The sequence below is a fragment of the Paenibacillus sp. NPDC093718 genome (genome assembly GCF_050279985.1).
Classification (GTDB): Bacteria; Bacillota; Bacilli; order Paenibacillales; family Paenibacillaceae; genus Paenibacillus_AQ.
In genome coordinates this window covers 1-18,339 of sequence record NZ_JBNNUS010000017.1, presented here as the reverse complement: position 1 = coordinate 18,339, position 18,339 = coordinate 1, and the positions used below count along the sequence as shown (strand labels likewise).

At 49.7% G+C, this 18,339-nt stretch carries 18 protein-coding genes; all 18 read right to left on the bottom strand.

Going from position 1 to position 18,339, the window contains the following annotated elements; all coding sequences use genetic code 11:
- Positions 1-116: 116 nt before the first annotated feature.
- Positions 117-851, bottom strand: a complete 735-nt coding sequence (gene pssA, locus ACQKPA_RS30970) for a CDP-diacylglycerol--serine O-phosphatidyltransferase (protein ID WP_071221036.1) — start codon at positions 849-851, stop codon at positions 117-119.
- Between the two features lie 49 nt (positions 852-900).
- A complete protein-coding gene (disA, locus tag ACQKPA_RS30965; RefSeq protein WP_071221037.1) occupies positions 901-1,977 on the bottom strand; it encodes a DNA integrity scanning diadenylate cyclase DisA in 1,077 nt (358 codons plus the stop codon).
- Between the two features lie 13 nt (positions 1,978-1,990).
- On the bottom strand, positions 1,991-3,358 hold the full coding sequence (radA, locus tag ACQKPA_RS30960) for a DNA repair protein RadA (RefSeq protein WP_427496201.1): 1,368 nt from the start codon (positions 3,356-3,358) through the stop codon (positions 1,991-1,993).
- Positions 3,359-3,910: 552 nt separating this feature from the next.
- Entirely contained in the window at positions 3,911-6,367 is a 2,457-nt protein-coding gene (clpC, locus tag ACQKPA_RS30955; RefSeq protein ID WP_071221039.1) for an ATP-dependent protease ATP-binding subunit ClpC, read from the bottom strand.
- Between the two features lie 109 nt (positions 6,368-6,476).
- Positions 6,477-7,541 (bottom strand): protein arginine kinase, encoded by a 1,065-nt coding sequence (locus ACQKPA_RS30950; RefSeq protein ID WP_427496200.1) that lies wholly within the window; start codon positions 7,539-7,541, stop codon positions 6,477-6,479.
- Positions 7,542-7,579: 38 nt separating this feature from the next.
- Positions 7,580-8,104, bottom strand: coding sequence for a UvrB/UvrC motif-containing protein (locus ACQKPA_RS30945; RefSeq protein WP_427496199.1), 525 nt, complete (start codon positions 8,102-8,104; stop codon positions 7,580-7,582).
- Between the two features lie 24 nt (positions 8,105-8,128).
- Positions 8,129-8,590 (bottom strand): CtsR family transcriptional regulator, encoded by a 462-nt coding sequence (locus ACQKPA_RS30940; protein WP_427496198.1) that lies wholly within the window; start codon positions 8,588-8,590, stop codon positions 8,129-8,131.
- A gap of 357 nt (positions 8,591-8,947) precedes the next feature.
- Positions 8,948-9,664 carry a GntR family transcriptional regulator gene (locus ACQKPA_RS30935; protein ID WP_427496197.1) on the bottom strand — a complete coding sequence of 239 codons (717 nt, stop codon included), beginning with the start codon at positions 9,662-9,664 and terminating at the stop codon, positions 8,948-8,950.
- Between the two features lie 7 nt (positions 9,665-9,671).
- On the bottom strand, positions 9,672-10,688 hold the full coding sequence (locus tag ACQKPA_RS30930; protein ID WP_427496196.1) for a sugar kinase: 1,017 nt from the start codon (positions 10,686-10,688) through the stop codon (positions 9,672-9,674).
- Positions 10,681-11,436, bottom strand: coding sequence for a 2-dehydro-3-deoxy-phosphogluconate aldolase (gene dagF / locus ACQKPA_RS30925; RefSeq protein ID WP_427496195.1), 756 nt, complete (start codon positions 11,434-11,436; stop codon positions 10,681-10,683). The genes ACQKPA_RS30930 and dagF overlap by 8 nt, the downstream gene beginning before the upstream one ends.
- A gap of 1 nt (position 11,437) precedes the next feature.
- Complete coding sequence (locus ACQKPA_RS30920) at positions 11,438-12,541, bottom strand: DgaE family pyridoxal phosphate-dependent ammonia lyase (protein ID WP_326114810.1); 1,104 nt, start codon at positions 12,539-12,541, stop codon at positions 11,438-11,440.
- Complete coding sequence (locus ACQKPA_RS30915) at positions 12,519-13,622, bottom strand: amidohydrolase/deacetylase family metallohydrolase (RefSeq protein WP_427496228.1); 1,104 nt, start codon at positions 13,620-13,622, stop codon at positions 12,519-12,521. The genes ACQKPA_RS30920 and ACQKPA_RS30915 overlap by 23 nt, the downstream gene beginning before the upstream one ends.
- Before the next feature lie 353 nt (positions 13,623-13,975).
- Positions 13,976-14,722, bottom strand: a complete 747-nt coding sequence (locus tag ACQKPA_RS30910) for a hypothetical protein (protein WP_427496194.1) — start codon at positions 14,720-14,722, stop codon at positions 13,976-13,978.
- A complete protein-coding gene (locus ACQKPA_RS30905; protein ID WP_427496193.1) occupies positions 14,719-15,420 on the bottom strand; it encodes an ABC transporter ATP-binding protein in 702 nt (233 codons plus the stop codon). Before ACQKPA_RS30905 ends, ACQKPA_RS30910 begins: the two co-directional genes overlap by 4 nt.
- A 23-nt stretch (positions 15,421-15,443) precedes the next feature.
- Entirely contained in the window at positions 15,444-15,809 is a 366-nt protein-coding gene (locus tag ACQKPA_RS30900) for a GntR family transcriptional regulator (RefSeq protein WP_076326254.1), read from the bottom strand.
- A gap of 45 nt (positions 15,810-15,854) precedes the next feature.
- Complete coding sequence (locus ACQKPA_RS30895; RefSeq protein WP_427496192.1) at positions 15,855-16,613, bottom strand: ABC transporter permease; 759 nt, start codon at positions 16,611-16,613, stop codon at positions 15,855-15,857.
- Positions 16,606-17,643 (bottom strand): ABC transporter ATP-binding protein, encoded by a 1,038-nt coding sequence (locus ACQKPA_RS30890; protein WP_427496191.1) that lies wholly within the window; start codon positions 17,641-17,643, stop codon positions 16,606-16,608. The genes ACQKPA_RS30895 and ACQKPA_RS30890 overlap by 8 nt, the downstream gene beginning before the upstream one ends.
- 500 nt (positions 17,644-18,143) lie before the next feature.
- Positions 18,144-18,339 (bottom strand): hypothetical protein (locus ACQKPA_RS30885; protein WP_427496190.1); only part of this gene is annotated, 196 nt, incomplete at its 5' end.

Below are 18,339 nucleotides of genomic sequence, written 5' to 3'. Positions count from 1 at the left end.
AACATGATGACGGTTCGTAACGGCAAGGCCACTCCGTGCATACAAAAAAAGCATTTATCTCGCTGCGCTAGCAGGGAAATAAATGCTTTTTATTTGGAGATATGTCCGAATCCGGCTTATCGGTCAGAGGATTGATAGGCCTCATCTGAATTGGGATCATCCTTTTTACGACGTTTTTTGCGGTTCAGCCTGCGGAAATTCTGCTGCAAGCCATAACCTGCGTACAGGACCAATGGCAAGAATATCAGTTTGGAGGTCTGCTCTGGTAAGAACACGGCAACCATGACTGCGCCAATGATGACGAGCGGCGTAAATTTAATCGCTGTTTTCGGAATGCCAATCTTCTTGAAGTTCGGGTACTTGACTGCGCTAACCATGAGATAAGAAAGTAGAAGTACGGCAATAATCATATAAGTTGCTGTAATCTCTTCATGGAATAACGCCAAGGTAGCCAGCACGCCTCCCGCAGCGGGGATCGGCAGGCCGATAAAATATCCCGGTATGCCCGGACGAACATTAAATCTTGCAAGACGCAGTGCGCCGCACATCGGAAATATGGCGGTCACTGTCCAAGCCAGTGCTGTATTAATATCCGTAAACGCTACGGTATACATAATGAGTGCTGGTGCTACGCCAAATGAAATTACATCGGATAATGAGTCAAGTTCCTTACCGAGCTCGCTTTGGGCATTTAACGCCCGAGCTACCCGACCGTCCAGTCCGTCAAGGAGCATGGCAATGATAATCATAATAGCCGCCATACTCGTTCGACCTTCCGTCGCCAAGATGATACCAATCATTCCGAGAAACAGATTACCTAAAGTAAACATGTTCGGAATTGATTTCGTCATTTTTTATTCACCTCATTAATGTTACGTACGAACATCGATTGTAGGTCTTTTAGATTTGTCTGTCAATGAATACTTGTTCTTGCAATCGTTTCAGACCTTCTTTAATGGTGCGTGCGCGAACTTCGCCAATCCCGTCCACTTCATCAAGTTCATGAATGGAAGCGGTCATAATGCTGGATAAATCATGGAACTGATCTACCAGATTACGAACGATCACATTCGGAAGGCGCGGGATTTTGTTCAAAATTCGGTAACCACGCGGCAGTATTTCTTCCTCCGAAGCAGCGGCGGAAGCCGGATAACCAAGAAGCCTTACAATATGATGAATGTCCAGCAGCTCCTCATCCGTTGAACGCTTCAGCGCGAGAATGATCTCGCGGATCTTCTCCTCGCTGTACTCCCGGGCATAGTCCGCATACAGCAGCCAAGCCTCTTCCTCCATATTGCTCACAAGCTCATCCATTTGCATGCTGATCAAGCGACCTTCGTTGCCGAGCTCGTTGATATAACGCTTGATCTCCTTCTTAATGCGGAGCACCATCTCCACCCGCTGAATGACGTTTACGACTTCAGGGATGGTGACCAGTTCTTCGAATTCGGATGCCGAGAGGTTGGTAAGCGATTGGTTAAGCACCACGCGGTATCGTTCCAGCGTCTGTATGGCCTGATTGGCTTTGGTTAAGATGACGCCGATTTCCTTCAATGCATACCGCAGCGAGCCTTGGTACAGCGTAATGATGTTTCGGCGCTGTGAGATGGACACAACCAGCTTGCCCGTCTGCTTCGCCACCCGCTCCGCTGTTCTGTGCCGTATCCCTGTCTCGATGGAAGAGATCGAGGAATCCGGAATCAGCTGGGTATTCGCATATAAGATTCGTTTCAAGTCTTCACTGAGGATGATGGCCCCGTCCATCTTGGCCAGCTCGTATAAATAGTTTGGCGAAAAATCGCAGTTAATGGAGAAGCCGCCGTCGACAACTTCCATTACCTCCGGGCTGTAGCCTACAACGATCAGGGCGCCCGTCTTCGCCCGCAGCACGTTCTCCAGTCCGTCGCGAAACGGCGTTCCCGGTGCTACCAGCTTTAGCAAATCATTCATTTTGTCCAGTTGGCTCGTTTCTTTCACCTTCGTATGCCCCCTAATCTAACGCAACCGCTAATGCATCTGCAACGGTGTTTACTCCTATAATTTGTATTCCTTTCGGATGCTTCCATCCCTTCAAACTCTTCTCCGGCATGAGTACGCGCTTAAAACCCAGCTTCTCGGCTTCTCTTACCCTCTGCTCCGCTCTTGAAACGGCCCGAACCTCACCGGTCAGGCCCACCTCGCCAAAAATAACGTCATACGGCTTGGTCGGAATGTCGCGGAAGCTGGACGCTATGCTGACCGCTATGGCCAGATCCACCGCAGGTTCGTCGAGCTTCACGCCGCCCGCTACGTTCAGATAGGCGTCTTGGGTTTGCAGGTACATGCCCATCCGTTTCTCCAGCACGGCAATGATTAGATTCATGCGATGGTGGTCCACCCCTGTGCCCATCCGGCGCGGTGACGGGAAATGGGTTGTGGAGATGAGCGCCTGCAGCTCGACCAGAACCGGGCGAGTTCCCTCCATGCTTGCAACAACGGTTGAACCCGCTACACCTAAAGGCCGTTCTGATAAAAACAGTTCCGATGGATTCCCGACTTCCCGAAGTCCATCCTCACCCATCTCAAAAATGCCAATCTCATTCGTCGAACCGAAACGGTTCTTTACCGCACGAAGCAAACGGTAAGTATGGTGACGCTCTCCTTCAAAATAAAGCACACAGTCCACCATGTGCTCCAGCATCCTTGGGCCTGCAATAGCGCCTTCCTTGGTCACATGACCGACCAGGACGGTCGCTATGCCTTTCACCTTCGCCAATCGCATGAAGCGTGCCGTACACTCCCGTACCTGGGAAACGCTGCCCGGCGCACTGGTTACCTCCGGCAAATACACCGTCTGAATGGAATCAATGACAACAAAGCCAGGTTTTACGTTCTCAATGGCTTCCTCAATCGATTCGAGGTTGGTTTCACAAAGGACAAACAGCTCCGGGGACAGCGCCCCGAGCCGATCTGCACGCAGTTTGGTCTGGCGTACGGATTCCTCACCGGAAATGTACAGAACGCGTATACCGTTCTGGGCCAATCGATTGGAGGCTTGCAGCAGCAGCGTGGATTTGCCGATGCCGGGATCACCGCCGACTAACACCAGTGAGCCCGGAACCAGCCCGCCGCCGAGCACACGGTTCAATTCCGCAATGCCCGTCTGGATTCTGGGTTCTTTACCACTTTCTATATTTATGATCGAAAGGGGTTTTTCTTTACTATGAAAAAGAGGGGAATTCATCCCCTGCGTCTTGACTACCGTCTCGGTCTCTTCAACCATGGAATTCCATGATTGGCAGCCCGGACATTTTCCGAACCATTTGGGCGCTTCATAGCCGCACTCGGTACAGAAAAATTTCGTTTTAGTTTTTGCCATGTGAGTCTCCTTTATGTCGCACATCCTTTGTCGGATTCCGTAAAACCCTGCAAAATCAGGCATTACTCAAAGTTTACCATTTCTTATAATTCAACGTAAAGGTTAATTGGAAACTTTACGCGGGATGAGAAGGATTTGTTTCAAATTTGAAGGATCGGGGGAAGATCCACATTATTTTGATGCAATTTATCAAACATAAGTACATATAAACCATACGTGTCCGCTTCGCTGCCGGATCGTTCTTACGATCGCTGTTAAAACCAGGAAACTGGCATTGAAATCAAAAGTGGTTTCCCGGTTTTAAAGGCGACCGCTGTCGCTTCTTCAGAACGATTCCGTCCTCTCCGCTGGGCTCATACATGAAGGTCTGTTTTCTTATTTCGCTATTCTTCCAGATGCCTTTTTAATTTACCGATATAAATAGCCTCGGTCATTTCATTCACATAACTTCTGAGCATCCAAGTTTCTGCCCCATACAAAACCTTCATCTTCCATTAGCCTTAAAATCAAAATCCCCGCTGGATTTCATTCCAGCGGGGGTTGAAGTTACACTTATTCAGTTTCGACTGATGCAGCAGTGACGCTTTCGTTCTTGTTCACCACAAGCTCGCCATTAGCCTCATCAATTACGAGGGAGTCACCCTTGGCCACAGTACCTTTCAGCAGCTCCTCGGAGAGACGATCCTCGATGTGCTTCTGGATAGCCCGGCGCAACGGGCGGGCACCGAAGGCCGGATCGTATCCTTCCTTGGCGATGAAGGCCTTCGCTTTGTCTGTGAGCTCGAAATGCACCTCGAATTCCTTCAGACGCTTACGCAGCTCGTCGGACATCAATGTCACGATTTCGGCAATGTGTTTCTCTTCCAAAGAGTGGAATACGATGATCTCGTCAATACGGTTCAAGAACTCCGGACGGAAGCTCTTCTTGAGCTCATCCATCACTTTGCCTTTCATGTTGTTATAATCGCGGCCTGCATCCGTCACCGCAGTAAAGCCAAGCGTAGAGTTTTTCTTGATCGCTTCCGCCCCCACGTTAGAGGTCAGGATGATCAGGGTGTTGCGGAAGTCCACCACGCGGCCCTTGGAATCGGTCAAGCGTCCGTCTTCCAGCACTTGAAGCAGGATGTTGAATACCTCAGGGTGAGCCTTCTCGATTTCATCGAGCAGGACAACGGAATACGGCTTGCGGCGTACTTTCTCGGTCAGCTGACCGCCTTCCTCGTAACCTACATATCCCGGAGGCGCTCCGACAAGGCGTGACGTGGAATGCTTCTCCATGTACTCGGACATATCGATCCGCACAACCGCATTCTCGTCTCCGAACATCGCTTCAGCAAGAGCGCGTGCCAGTTCGGTTTTACCTACCCCGGTAGGACCCAGGAAGATGAAGGAGCCCATTGGACGCTTCGGATCTTTCAGGCCTGCACGTGCCCGGCGAACGGCCCGGCTGACCGCTTTGACCGCTTCCTCTTGACCGATCACGCGGCTGTGGAGGATTTCTTCCAGATTCAGAAGACGCTCGGTCTCTTCTTCTTTCAGTTTATTTACAGGAATACCAGTCCAGTTGGCTACAACGTCGGCGATATCCTCCGGTGTTACCTCGGAATCGGTACGTCCTTGTTTTTCTTTCCATTGATTCTTCGTGATTTCTAGTTCTTCACGCAGCTTCTGCTCCGTATCGCGCAGCGCTGCAGCCTTCTCGAATTCCTGGCTTTGGACAGCTGCGTCTTTCTCTTTGCGGATGTCCTCCAGATGCGCTTCCTGATCTTTCAGATTTGGCGGTATGGTATACGTATGAAGGCGAACTTTCGAACCAGCCTCGTCAATCAGATCAATCGCTTTATCCGGCAGGAAGCGGTCCGTAATGTAGCGGTCAGACAATTTCACAGCCTGCTCGATCGCTTCATCCGTAATTTTCACGCGGTGATGCGCTTCGTAACGGTCACGCAGTCCATACAGAATCTGAATGGCTTCCTCCGGCGACGGTTGGTCCACCGTAATCGGTTGGAAACGGCGCTCGAGGGCAGCATCTTTTTCAATATATTTGCGGTATTCATCCAGTGTGGTTGCTCCGATGCACTGAAGTTCTCCGCGTGCCAATGATGGCTTAAGAATGTTGGAAGCGTCAATCGCACCTTCTGCACCGCCTGCACCGATCAACGTATGCAGCTCATCGATGAACAGAACAATGTTGCCTGCTTGACGAATCTCATCCATGATTTTTTTCAGGCGATCCTCAAACTCACCGCGGTATTTCGTACCCGCAACAACTGAGCCCATATCCAGCGTCATGACGCGTTTGTCACGCAGTGTCTCCGGAATTTCATTGTTAATAATGCGTTGTGCCAGGCCTTCCGCAATCGCCGTCTTACCTACCCCTGGTTCACCAATCAACACCGGGTTGTTCTTCGTACGGCGGCTTAGTACCTGAATCACGCGCTCAATTTCTTTGCTGCGTCCAATGACCGGATCCAGGTTGCCTTCTTTGGCAATGGCGGTCAGATCGCGAGCGAGACTGTCCAATGTAGGCGTGCTTACGTTTTGCGGCGTGCCATGATGGCTCGATACCGCTTCGCTGCTGCCAAGCAGCTGCAGTACTTGCTGGCGAGCTTTGTTCAGGCTAATGCCCAGGTTGTTCAGCACGCGTGCTGCAACCCCTTCACCTTCACGAATCAGCCCCAGCAGAATATGCTCAGTACCTACGTAGGTATGACCAAGCTTACGAGCTTCGTCCATGGAGAGCTCAATTACCTTTTTCGCTCTTGGCGTATAGGCAATGTTGGTAGGCTGCTCCTGTCCGCGTCCGATTAATGTTTCGACTTCATCCTGAATTTTCTCAAGACCAAGTCCAAGTCCGATCAGCGCTTTGGCTGCAATGCCGTCTCCTTCACGAATAAGTCCTAGCAGGATATGTTCTGTGCCGATATTGTTGTGCCCCAGACGTACCGCTTCTTCCTGAGCCAATGCAAGCACCTTTTGTGCACGTTCCGTAAATCTGCCAAACATCATAGTATTGCACCTCCACGTTTCAATTAATATATTGAACCTCGCGGATTTCGGTGTATCGTCAGCTTAGGACGCTTAAACCGTCATCCAACTGTAAAACGAGTATAGATCCTTAATGGTTACCCAATGTTTCTCTGATGAGCTTAGCCCTGTACATGTCGCGTTCGGAAGGAGTCATGCCCTCTCCGTAGGTCTTCTGCAGAAAGCCCGGCTGCGTCTTCACATTCAGTTCATTCATGACCGGGATTTCCGGACCTTCCAGAAGGCCGAGATCCACACCAAGCCGAACATCGGACAACCGCTGGGCCGCTTCCTTCGAATCCATCACCGCTGCATAGGACAGTATGCCATAGGAGCGCATAACCCGATCCGTAATCCGGAGCTTGGATTCACCCAAGAGCCGGGCTCTGGCATTCTTCTCATGCTCGATGATCTGCAGGGCGACGCTGTGAAGATTCTCAATGATCTCCGACTCGGTTTGACCGAGCGTAATCTGATTCGAGATTTGAAACAAGTTACCTAACGCTTCGCTGCCTTCGCCGTAAATCCCTCTTACAGTCAAACCCACCTGTGATACAGCCGAGAGAATCCGATTAATCTGCTGTGTCATAACAAGAGCGGGCAGATGCATCATGACCGATGCGCGAAGGCCGGTTCCGACATTGGTCGGACAGCTGGTAAGATAACCTCGCTTGTCATCAAACGCATAATCGATCTCGGATTCAAAAACATCATCCAGCGCCGTCGCACGTGCCCATGCCTCACGAACCTGAAATCCGGGATATAAACACTGTATGCGCAGGTGATCCTCTTCATTGATCATAATGCTGACGGATTCATCTTCCGTAAGGATGACTGCACCGTTTCGGGATTCATTCGCCAGATTGGGACTGATCAGATGCTTCTCAACAAGAACCTTCTTATCCAGCTCATCAATCTCACTTAATTTAATTACATGTAAATCCCCGAAATCCTGCAAATCGTCCTTATTCTCCAGCACATTCGTCAGGCGCTCTAGCACTTCTCCTGACTGCTGATCCGTTGCCAGCAGCGGGAAAGGAAGATGCTGCAGATTGCGCGCCACCCTGACACGGGTGCTGATGACAATGTCGGAATCCTGACCGTTCCCGCGCATCCACTCGCTCAGCGCCGAATCGGTAAACCGGAGATTAGACATCACGCATTCCTCCTACTAAAGTGCAAAATCTTACAATCTTATCCCTGAGCCATATTCCGCTCCAGCTCACGGATTTGGTCCCGGATCTCGGCAGCCGATTCAAACTCCTCCTGCACGATCCGAATTTGAAGCTCCTTCTTAAGCTCATCGATTTGGCGTTTGATCTGAATCCGACCACCCGTACGCTTCGGCACTTTGCCGACATGGGATGTTCCCCCATGGACTCGCTTAAACAATGGATCCAATCGATCCGAGAAATATTTATAACACGAGCTGCAGCCGAACCGGCCAAGCTTGCTGAACTGGGAATACGTCATACCGCATTCTTCGCACTGCAGCGTCTGGGCCGTTTTTGCGCCGGGACTCTGGCCCTTGCCTGAAGGATCCAGATCCAGAAGACCTGACAGCAAACTGTGTATAGAAAAACCATTCGACGTGCCGGGGATCAATTCCCCTTTTTCGCGGGCACAGGTTTCACAAAAATGAAACTCCGTTTTCTCCCCGTTCACAATTTTGGTGAAATGAAGTGTCGCCGGCCGTTTACCGCATTCTTGGCATAACATAATCCGATGCCCCCTTACACAGACTCACTTACCTAATAAAGAAATAAGCATCGCCTTCATAATCCTTGCACGCAGCTCATCCCGATAAGGAAGCTTCACATTCAGACACTCCCTTGAAATGGCGGCCCGCATCAGGCTGGCCTCCCGCTTCGTTAAAAAACGGGACTCCTCCAGCTGGTAAATCAATCCTTCAGCCACCGTCTGGTCAATCATGCTGCCAATGGTATGATGAAGATGCTGCTGGAGTGCAGTATGCTGGGGAAGCTCGATACGCTGGATGCGTATGTACCCGCCCCCGCCGCGCTTGCTCTCGACAAGAAAGCCCTTCTCCAGCGTGAACCGTGTACTGATCACGTAGTTAATCTGGGAAGGAACGCAAGAAAATTGCTCCGCCAGATCGTTGCGTTGAATTTCAACGGTACCCTCCGGACTTTCCTGCAGTATGCTCTTCAGGTAATGTTCGATAATATCAGAGATATTACGCATTGGTCTGTTCATCCTCCACTGTTTGAAACGTTAAGACGGATAGTGATCTTACACGTCCGCACAGAGCCTTGCTTATACGTTAATTTTAACCATAATCAAAATCAGCGAACCCTCTCGTTGACTTTGACTTTCTTTGACTTTGATTTCATTATAGCACATTTTTTCATTTTGCCAAGAGGTACTTCTCAATTTCACGCTTTGCCTTTATTCTTATTGTACCCAGTTCCTTGATCGCTTATAGCCTCTTCTTCAAGAACAATTCATACAAAAGGCAACAAAAAAGAAGCAGCCTCCATACCGGTGAAAACCGGTTTCAAGACTACTTCTCCTTATCATAATCCTGTATCGTGTCAATCTTTAAGCGTCATAACTGATCAAGTAGTGCTGCAGCTCCGTATTGTAATAACCGATGCTGTATTCAATGATGCTGCCTGTCCCGTCATAAGAGGTTCTGAGCCGCTTCAGTAACGGCGAGCCTATACTTACTTCAAGCAAGGAGGCAATTTCTTCATTTGCCACGGTTGCCAGGAAACGGTCGCGGAAATTTTCCAGCGTGATTTGACTTTCCTCGATGCGGTCATAGAGAGACGGTAGTTCGGTGGAACCGAACTCTTCGCCCATATCCACTTGGGATGACACGTAGTGAGTGTAGTAAATAAAAGGACTCCCGTCCAGTAAATACAATCGTTCAATAAGCAGGCACCGCTCCCCAAATTTTAAGAACAATTCGCTATCCGGTTCATTATGCACCCATTCCGTCTTCAGGTGACGCTTCCGAATCTGGTGTCCTTCTTCGACCAGAATCTCGGTAAACAGCTTGCCTTTGGAAAGCTTGGAGAAGGAAGTGTTCCGGGTCACAATCGTTCCTACCCCGCTCCGCTTCTCTACATACCCTTCCTGATACAACTCCTGGATCGCATTGCGGACCGTCATTTTACTAACGTTAAATTCCTGCTCCAGCTGCGGCTCGGAAGGAATATGGGAGCCAAGTGGATATTCCCCATGCAGAATCCGATCTTTTATGATCTTCTTGATTTGCAAGTATAACGGACCGTTCTTCCGCGTGATCGACATGCTTCTCCTACCTTTCCACGTCAGACATATGATGACTCATTGCCTGAAGCACTTCGCGTTCGTTCGCCGTCGGCGTATCCCCTGTTACGGTATGGGCAAGCATCGCCGCAGCTGCGGCAAAATCAACCGTCCGATTCGGTTCATAACCCTCCGAGATCCCGTGGATCACCCCGCTGGCGTAAGCATCACCCGCGCCGATACGATCGTGAACGGAAAACGTCAACGTTTTGGAAAAATGAAACGCTCCATCCGTGTAGAGATAGCCTTGCAGGGAATGGGTGTTATCCCCGTTGATCTTGCGGTGGGTACCCGACGCAACCGTAATATTATACTTCGCTGCCACCTTCGGAATCAACTCCTGCAGCTGTTCGTTCCGATCCTCCCGGGTCGTCTCCATGCCAAGGATATAGATAGCATCCTTCTCATTCATAAAGACGATATCCGCAAGTGACAGCATTTCCTCATAGTGCGGCTTGGCAAACTCATAGCGGTCTGTCCCCCATAAAGAGGGGCGATAATTGCAATCGAACACAACGGTTCCCCCGTTAGCCTTAACTTCACGAGCCAGTGTCTTCATTTGACCTCGTACCGTGTCATTCATGGAAAGAGTTATACCGCAAAAATGGATCATGTCTATCTTTTGGGCAATCGCACCGAAATCGTACATGGCATCCTCTGCCGTGTTAAAGCTGCTGCCCAGCCGGTCCGTATAGGTCACGCGTCCGGGTCTGACACCAAAGCCATTCTCCAGAAAGTACATGCCAACATATTTGCCTCCGCGGCTAATGAGCGAAGTATCGATGCCAAGCTTGCGCAGGTAGGAAACCGCCGCTTCGCCAAGCGGGTTATCCGGCAGCGTGCTGACCAGATAACCGTTATGACCGAACCTTGCCACAGCCGAGGCGATGTTTACCCCCGTGCCGGAAAAAGAGTAATTCAGATGGCTCTCTTGAGCCAAGGAAGCATATCCCGGTACTTGAAGACGCATCATCACTTCGCCATATGCGGCAATCGTCTTAGGCATATTGATCAACCAGGGCTTTTAGCTTGCGATGCAGCTCTTGAACATCGCTAATGATTGTATCTCCGCTTGCCGAGTCGATAATCGAGGAGTACACGTGCGGGATGACCTGCTGTACTCCCGCTTCGAATGCGATGCGTACGATGGCTTCAAAATTCTCTTTATCAATCCCGCCTGTTGGTTCAAGCGCAAATCCTTCCTCCGCACACGCCTTCGCTACCGCGCGGTACTCATCCTCCAGCTTCAACCCCTGCATCGGGAAATACTTTAGTGCGTTGCCGCCCATATCGCGTACAAGCGCGATTGCCGATTTTACGGGGACGATGGCTTTGTCCGATCCGGCAGCGCTCACCGGTCCGGTAGATATGTTCACGTAGCCCACTTGTCCCGAAGGGGACACGAGGCTGTTGATCCAGCTTTCTTCGCCGCCCAGATTGGCACGTGTAGCACCAACTGCCGGGAACACCTGATTGATATGCGTGCCTGGGTAGCTTTTGACAATCTCGGCTACCACCGCAGCTTGGCGGTTATCGCCGGCACCCAATCCGATCGATACCGCATCTTCGATAACGGCGCCGTACTCCTTCATCGCAATAACGGCCTCTTGTGCGTTCGGATAATTTTTGGACAATACGCCGACCAGCACATGCCCTTCCGAAGCTTCAAAAATTTCCTTCGCATTCTGAATGCTGCCTGCAAGTACGTTCAGTGCCGCACGATTTCTGTAAAGACGTTTCTCCATGTTTGCCATCTTAGTTTCCCCCTGCAATCTGCTGTATTCTCGTTATAATGACTTGCAAATCATCCCCGGAAAGCGAGCGAGGATCGATATCAAAATACCCCTGGCGAACACCGTAATCCCTGGTGTACACGGCAATATCGCCTTCGCGAAGCTGATCGTTCATGGATTTGGCACTGACCCCGGCCGCATTTTCATCGACTTTCACGCGCCCCCTATAGATCGCCCTTCCCGCTTCGTCCTGAACAATGGTCACCTCAATGCCCGGTAATTTCGATAAGGATTTCATTTCCTCCAGTGCCGCTTTCTCCTGCTCACTCTTATCTTCCTTCACCATATACTCGTCTAGCGCCTGAAGCAGTCCAAACGTCGTTTCCTTGCCTACCTTCATGCTGCGCCCAATACCATGAAGCTGCGCTTTTACCCACTCGACGTATTGACGTTTGCCGCCGACAATGCCGGAGGTCGGGCCTTCAATTGCCTTGGATCCGCTGTATATGGCCAGGTCGCCGTATTTCACATACTTCTGGATATCCTCTTCGGCAGCAGCATCGATAATCAGAGGAAGTCCATGTGCCTGGGCCACTTCTGCCGCTTCTTCCACCGAAATCATATTTTTCTGTACGCAGTGATGGGATTTCACATACAAAATGGCGGCTGTACGCTCATTAATCGCTTCTGCGATATGCTCCTTGCGCCCTTCGTTGGCATACCCAACTTCAACGACCTTGCCGCCCCCGAGATAAACCATCGTTTCAACAGGTGCACCATACTGCACATTATGTCCCTTAAACATGATAATCTCGTTCTTCGCGATTGGCTCCTGGTGCAGTCGGTCACTGCGTCTGCGATTGCCTTCGGTGACGATTCCAGCCACGGAAAGCGCGATTCCGCTGGAAGCGGAATTGACAACGACCGCAGCCTCGGAACCAAGGATGCGCGCCATGTAATCGCCCGCCTTATCTACCAGATCCGCGATTTCCACGTAACTCTGCCCGCCGATCCTCATCGCTTCCATGACGGTATCCGTCGGCGCCGATACGCCAAGAATACTCATGCGCCCGCTGGCATTAACCACGCGTTTCAACCCGTATTTAGCATGTAATGAATGATCCATTGACAACCACTCCTCTGGCTTCGATATATCGATCAGCGATTCGGGTCTCCCCTTCGGAATCAGTTAAACTCATAGCGCCCTGCTGCAGGGCAAACAGCGTCAGGTGAGCGGCATCGCCGGCTTGAATTCGGCCAAGCTCGGGACGACGCAACCATCCTGCTGCATGGTCCGTTACCGCTGAGACCACCTCCTGCAGGCTGTACCCCAAATACAGGAACTTCGTCATAACATTAGCCAGGCTGTACACTGGGCCATTGATGCGATTCCCGCGATAAATATCGGTGCTGATCGTGTCCGGCTTAATCCCTTGGGTCTTGGCATACTCCGCCACCAAGAACGAGAAGCTTGCCGTTCCATGGCCCACATCCAGATGAACGCCGCGAGCTATCGCTTCCACCAGGGCAGGGATCGGCTTCCCGTCCGAATCAAATAAATTGTTGGCTTTGCCGTTCAAATAATGAGTAATAATGTCGTCTTTCTGAAGCAGCTCCAATACTTCCTCAATCGGAGGTGGCCCTGACCCGATATGTACCATTAGCGGCAGTGACGTTTTCTCCGACAATTTTCTTGCAAGTCGAAGCGGTTCTACCCCATTGTCCCTGACGACGCTTTTGCTGATTCTGGCCTTGAGTCCAATGATCAGATCCGGATACGTGCATACCGCCTTTGTTGCCTTCTCGGCATCAATCCATTCCAGACTGGACAACTCGTCGACCCGCTGCAGACCGATATGCGAAATATTCAGAAAAGCAAACACATTCGTCTTGGACCTTGCAACTTCGGCTGCGAGTTCTCCAATCGTATCCGCGCCGCAGCTCCCTGCGTCGATTATGGTGGCAACCCCTTGCTTAACGCCGATTTCGTCGATGGCATCTCCGTAAGGCTCCAGGTTGGCGACCGCATGGACGTGCATATCGATCCAGCCGCTGGACACATATAGTCCCGTACCATCAAAACTGTTGGCACCCTGTGCCGTGTTCGCATCCGTTATTTCGGTTATGAACCCGTTCTCCATGACAATGTCAAAAGGTTCATCCTCATGGACCGTCTTTACATTGCGTATAATAAAACGCTGTTCCAATATCTTCATAGCTTCACTCCTTCAGCCTAACCGGACCAGCTTGGATCCTCTTATCCCGTCGGTTTACATTGTGTAAGTTGAGTGTCGTGGTTATAGCATAGCACAGAACGAGCGCTACGTGAATATAACGTTATAATGTTTAAATCACATTGCTGTATTTATCCCCTATTTCACATGATCTAATGGAGGGTTCCACTCTTGCTCAGGAAGGCTATGGGTAAGGTTCTAGTTCTGTTTTGCCCCTGTTATCTCCTTCCATACGCAAAAAAACTGCCCTCGATAGGCAGTCTTTTTGTTCGTCATAGTCTAAACCTTATTCATTTGTCTTCCGGATTTCCAAGTATCTCTTTTGGTTATACCTCAACCTTCCGGTCGATGAGGTAGACCGTTGCATACACGATCAAGGCGGCCAATATCACTTCAAAAGCAAGTGCCCCCCATGCTAATGTATATTGCACGGTCGATACCGTAAGGTCTGCCTCTTTCTCATAAAACGATATGCTAGCCATAGGTCCGACCCACGCAGCCTCTTCTCCGAAAAGCATTTGGCTAAGCCAGCCAAGTACGTATTGCAATACGAAGAACACCAGAATGCCGATCCATGTACTGCCCTTCTTCGTGATGCTCCTGGACACGGTAATTGCAAAAAATATCGCAATCATCAAATAGATGAATTTCCATACCATCAGCAGGGCAAGCCCGACATAATACGAAACGGGAACATCAGCGAAATTGATATATTCCCAAATGTCCGCCTCATTCAAGTAGTACCACAAATGCAGAGCCATCAATATCCCAAGTACCAGCAAGCTTACACATGCCAGTAAAAGTGATGAAACCACATTCCACACGGAATGTACGGGAAGTAAACGCCGGTGATATGCCTTTATGTTATAGCCGAAGTTCTTGCCAGTGACCACAAGAAGCAGAACACTCATAGAGCCATAAGCCAGCATGCTTAGACCCAACATTATTCCAAGCTCCCAATCTCTTATCGAGCCTGCTACCGTGATCGCAATCTGAACGATGAGAAGGATCGCGAAGGCGCCGAGCAGCGTCGTTGAGTTTCTCTTCCAGTCGTATTTGAACAGTTTCATCATTCCGCATACACCTCTTTAAACATCTCATCCACACTTTTTCCGTGTTTTAGGCGGATGTTCTCAACTTCGTCATGCATAACGACTTCGCCGCCCTGAATAAAGATCACTTCATCAAATATCCGCTCAATATCCCGGACCAAATGGGTTGAAATGATAATGCTGCTGTCTTCGTTGTAGAACTCCACAATCGCATCTAAAATTTTGCCTCTGGCTACCGGATCCACCCCGCCAATCGGCTCATCCAGCATATACAGCTGGGCTTCACGGGACAAGGCCAATGATAACTGCAGGCGCTCATTCATTCCTTTGGATAAGGAACTGATGCGGTCATGTGGCTTTAAATTCATGAATTCCAGCATGTTGCGTGCCTTCTCCACATTAAAGTCCTCATAAAAATCTTTAAAATATGCCACCGCATCCGATACCTTCATCCAGGATTCCGTCACGGGCCGATCCGGCATAAAGGAAACGACGGCTTTGGTTTCCAGGCCGACCGGTTTGCCATTCACGTAAGCGCCGCCCGTTGTCGGCTGGATCAACCCAGCGGCAATTTTCATAAGCGTGCTCTTTCCGCTGCCGTTGGTACCCAGCAAACCAATGATTTTCCCACCGTTAATATCCAGATTAACTTCATGTAACGCTCTGCGGCCACCGGCATACGTTTTGGTCACATTCCTTACCTGCAACAGATTCTCCACCGTGATTTCACCTCCGCTATGGATCATGGCTGCTTCACAGCATCTTCCACGATCGATATGATGTCCTGATCTTTAAAGCCAAGCTCCTGCATGCCGCGAATAAAGCGTTCCAGTAGATCGCCTGCCATTTCTTTTTTGATTTCCATAATTTTGGATTCCTCGCTTGTCACGTATCGGCCCAATCCCCGCCGCGTCTCCACAATACCCTCACGCTCCAATTCCTGAAAAGTTCGCTGCACCGTGTTTGGATTTATTTGAAGCTCACTCGCTAATTCTCGAACCGATGGGATTTTATCACCGGGCTGCAGTTTACCGATGATGATTTCTTTCTTTAAATACGTCATGATCTGTAAATAGATCGGCAGATTATTGTCGAATTCTATACTCACTGTCGGGTTGCTCCTTTCCGCCGCTCTACCTCGAACTCAGGTCCCTTATGCGACATCCCGTTTTTTAAACGTAACAAAGCCTATCGCAAGAAACAAGAGGAGATATACAGCGAGCATCATCATTGAGAATGTTAAACTCATGCCTGGAATCGGGGACCCTGCACCTCCGCTGTACATGGAAAGATCCACGTTCAGGAACAGCAAGTATTTAGACCAGGAGTAACGCGCAAGCAGCTGTATCACCATACTTTCCATAATGACCATGAACATGCCGATGCCGATTGCAGGACCGGTAGATCTCGTTAGAATGCCTACCATAAAGGTTAGCGTTACATAAACGATCGTATACACCAGGTTGTTCACGGCTCCAATGAGCACATCTCCAAGCGTAACGGAGCCGACATCCATGCCGAACGTAATTTGACCAGTCAGCACGGCTACAGCAAACATGAAGGCCACCAGTATTAAGATGTATATCAATACGGCAACATATTTCGATGCCAAAATCTTGGTGCGGCTCTGTGCACGTATAAGCAGCAATTTGATTGTTCCCATGCTGTGTTCCTTCGCTACGGCTCCTGCCGTCACGACAATGGCAAGCAGGGTCAGTACTTGCCCCATTCCCTTGGTTGTTACTGCTATCTCGGCAAATTCATAACCGGTACTGCCCCCACCGGAAAACTTATAGAGCAAGAACGCCGTGAAGACCACCATTCCGGCCAAAAGCGCATATGGCAGGAAGAAGCTGCGTTTCTTAAACATTTTGAGCCATTCATTCCAGACGAGATTTCCAAAGCTATGCAATGCGGTTGCCTCCTGTCCATTTTAAGAATTCTTCTTCAAGAGACGATTTGATCTCTTCCACCCGGTAAATCCGTACCCGTGCATCACACAGTGACTGGATCAGCGAAGGAATATCTTCTTCCTGAAGTTGAAGGGTAATGATTCCCTCCTCCAGTTGGGAGTTGAGCAATGTGATGTTTTGCAAATGTCTAATCGTTTGTTCAGCCATGGTCGCGTCATTCACGCGGAAGCTTACTGTAGTAAATTCTTCATTAACGACTGTCCCCCCGATAGAACGCTCGGTTACGAATTTACCCTCCTGGATAACGACCACGCGGGTGCACATCAGTTCCATCTCCGACAGCAGGTGGCTGGATACGAGAATGGCAATTCCCTCATCTTTGGCGATTTGCTTCAAGTAATCCCGCATCTCGCGGATACCGGCTGGATCCAGGCCGTTCGTCGGCTCGTCAAGAATGAGGATGGATGGATTATGCAGCAAAGCCTGCGCGATTCCAAGTCGTTGGCGCATTCCCAGGGAATAAGCACGTACCTTCTTGTGGATGGCATCCTGGAGCCCAACAAGCTTAACAACCTCCATGATTCTCGTGATGGTCACTCCCTCAGACATCCGCTGGTACTGTCTCAGGTTGTCATAACCGCTCATGTACGGATAGAATTCCGGGTTCTCGATAATGCCCCCGATATGGCGAACGGCTTGAACGAAGTCCTTCTTGATGCTGTGCCCTTTTACCTGTACATCGCCCTGGGTCATCTCGATTAACCCTACAATCATCCGAATGGTTGTTGTTTTGCCCGCGCCGTTCGGTCCAAGCAAACCAACAATTTCACCGCGATGAATCTCAAAGGATAATCCATCAACGATATTCTTCTTTCCAATCGTTTTGGTGACTTGATTGACAGTAAGAACTACGGGACCTTGCTTGGAATTCTTCCACTCCGTAGAGGCCGAAGCGTGTAGTCCGTTCTTTAAGTCCATTGCGGCATTCTCTATATTGGTTGTTGCTTCATTTGACGCATTCCCGTTCATGTTTTTTCTTCCACTCCTTCTTGTATCGGTGTCATAGTTAAATAGTACACTAGTGTCTTGGTTCTGTAAAGCCTAATTTCTTGTTTCATATTTCATATTGATATCCATCGGTTGGAAAGCTGGAGTCTAAGTTCACATCGATGAAGCCTGGCGAGCAGGTTGTGATGGGGTTTATCCGCCACTGTGAAACCTATCAGCGTTCCACATACGGTGCTGCCTTATGAACAGAGGAACGTTAAGAACCTGGTTGAGGCACAAGTCTTGAAGTATATATGGTTGGCAGCTATCCATGAGTACCCGGACACATCACTGCTCGCAGAGATAACGGAGTTCGCATGATGTACAAATAGGGATATTAGGCAAAACAATGGTCACAAAGGCAAATTATCGCTCATGATTTTATTGTTGGTTCCTGAAACAAAAAAGACGATCCCACCGGGATCGTCTTTTTAAGTATTGAATCTGTTGTTCGGAGATGCTTCAAATTCCAATCATACATCTTAATAGCTGGTACCCATCATAAGTAGCGCCTGCGTGGAGTTGTAGCTATCGCTGATCAAGGGGCAACATAATAGGTTACCTCCATACAGGAAAAGACCGTTATCGATGACTCGATAACGGTCTTTATGGTTGTTCGCTTGGCGACGTCCTACTCTCCCGGGACCCTTCGGTCCAAGTACCATCGGCGCTGGAAGG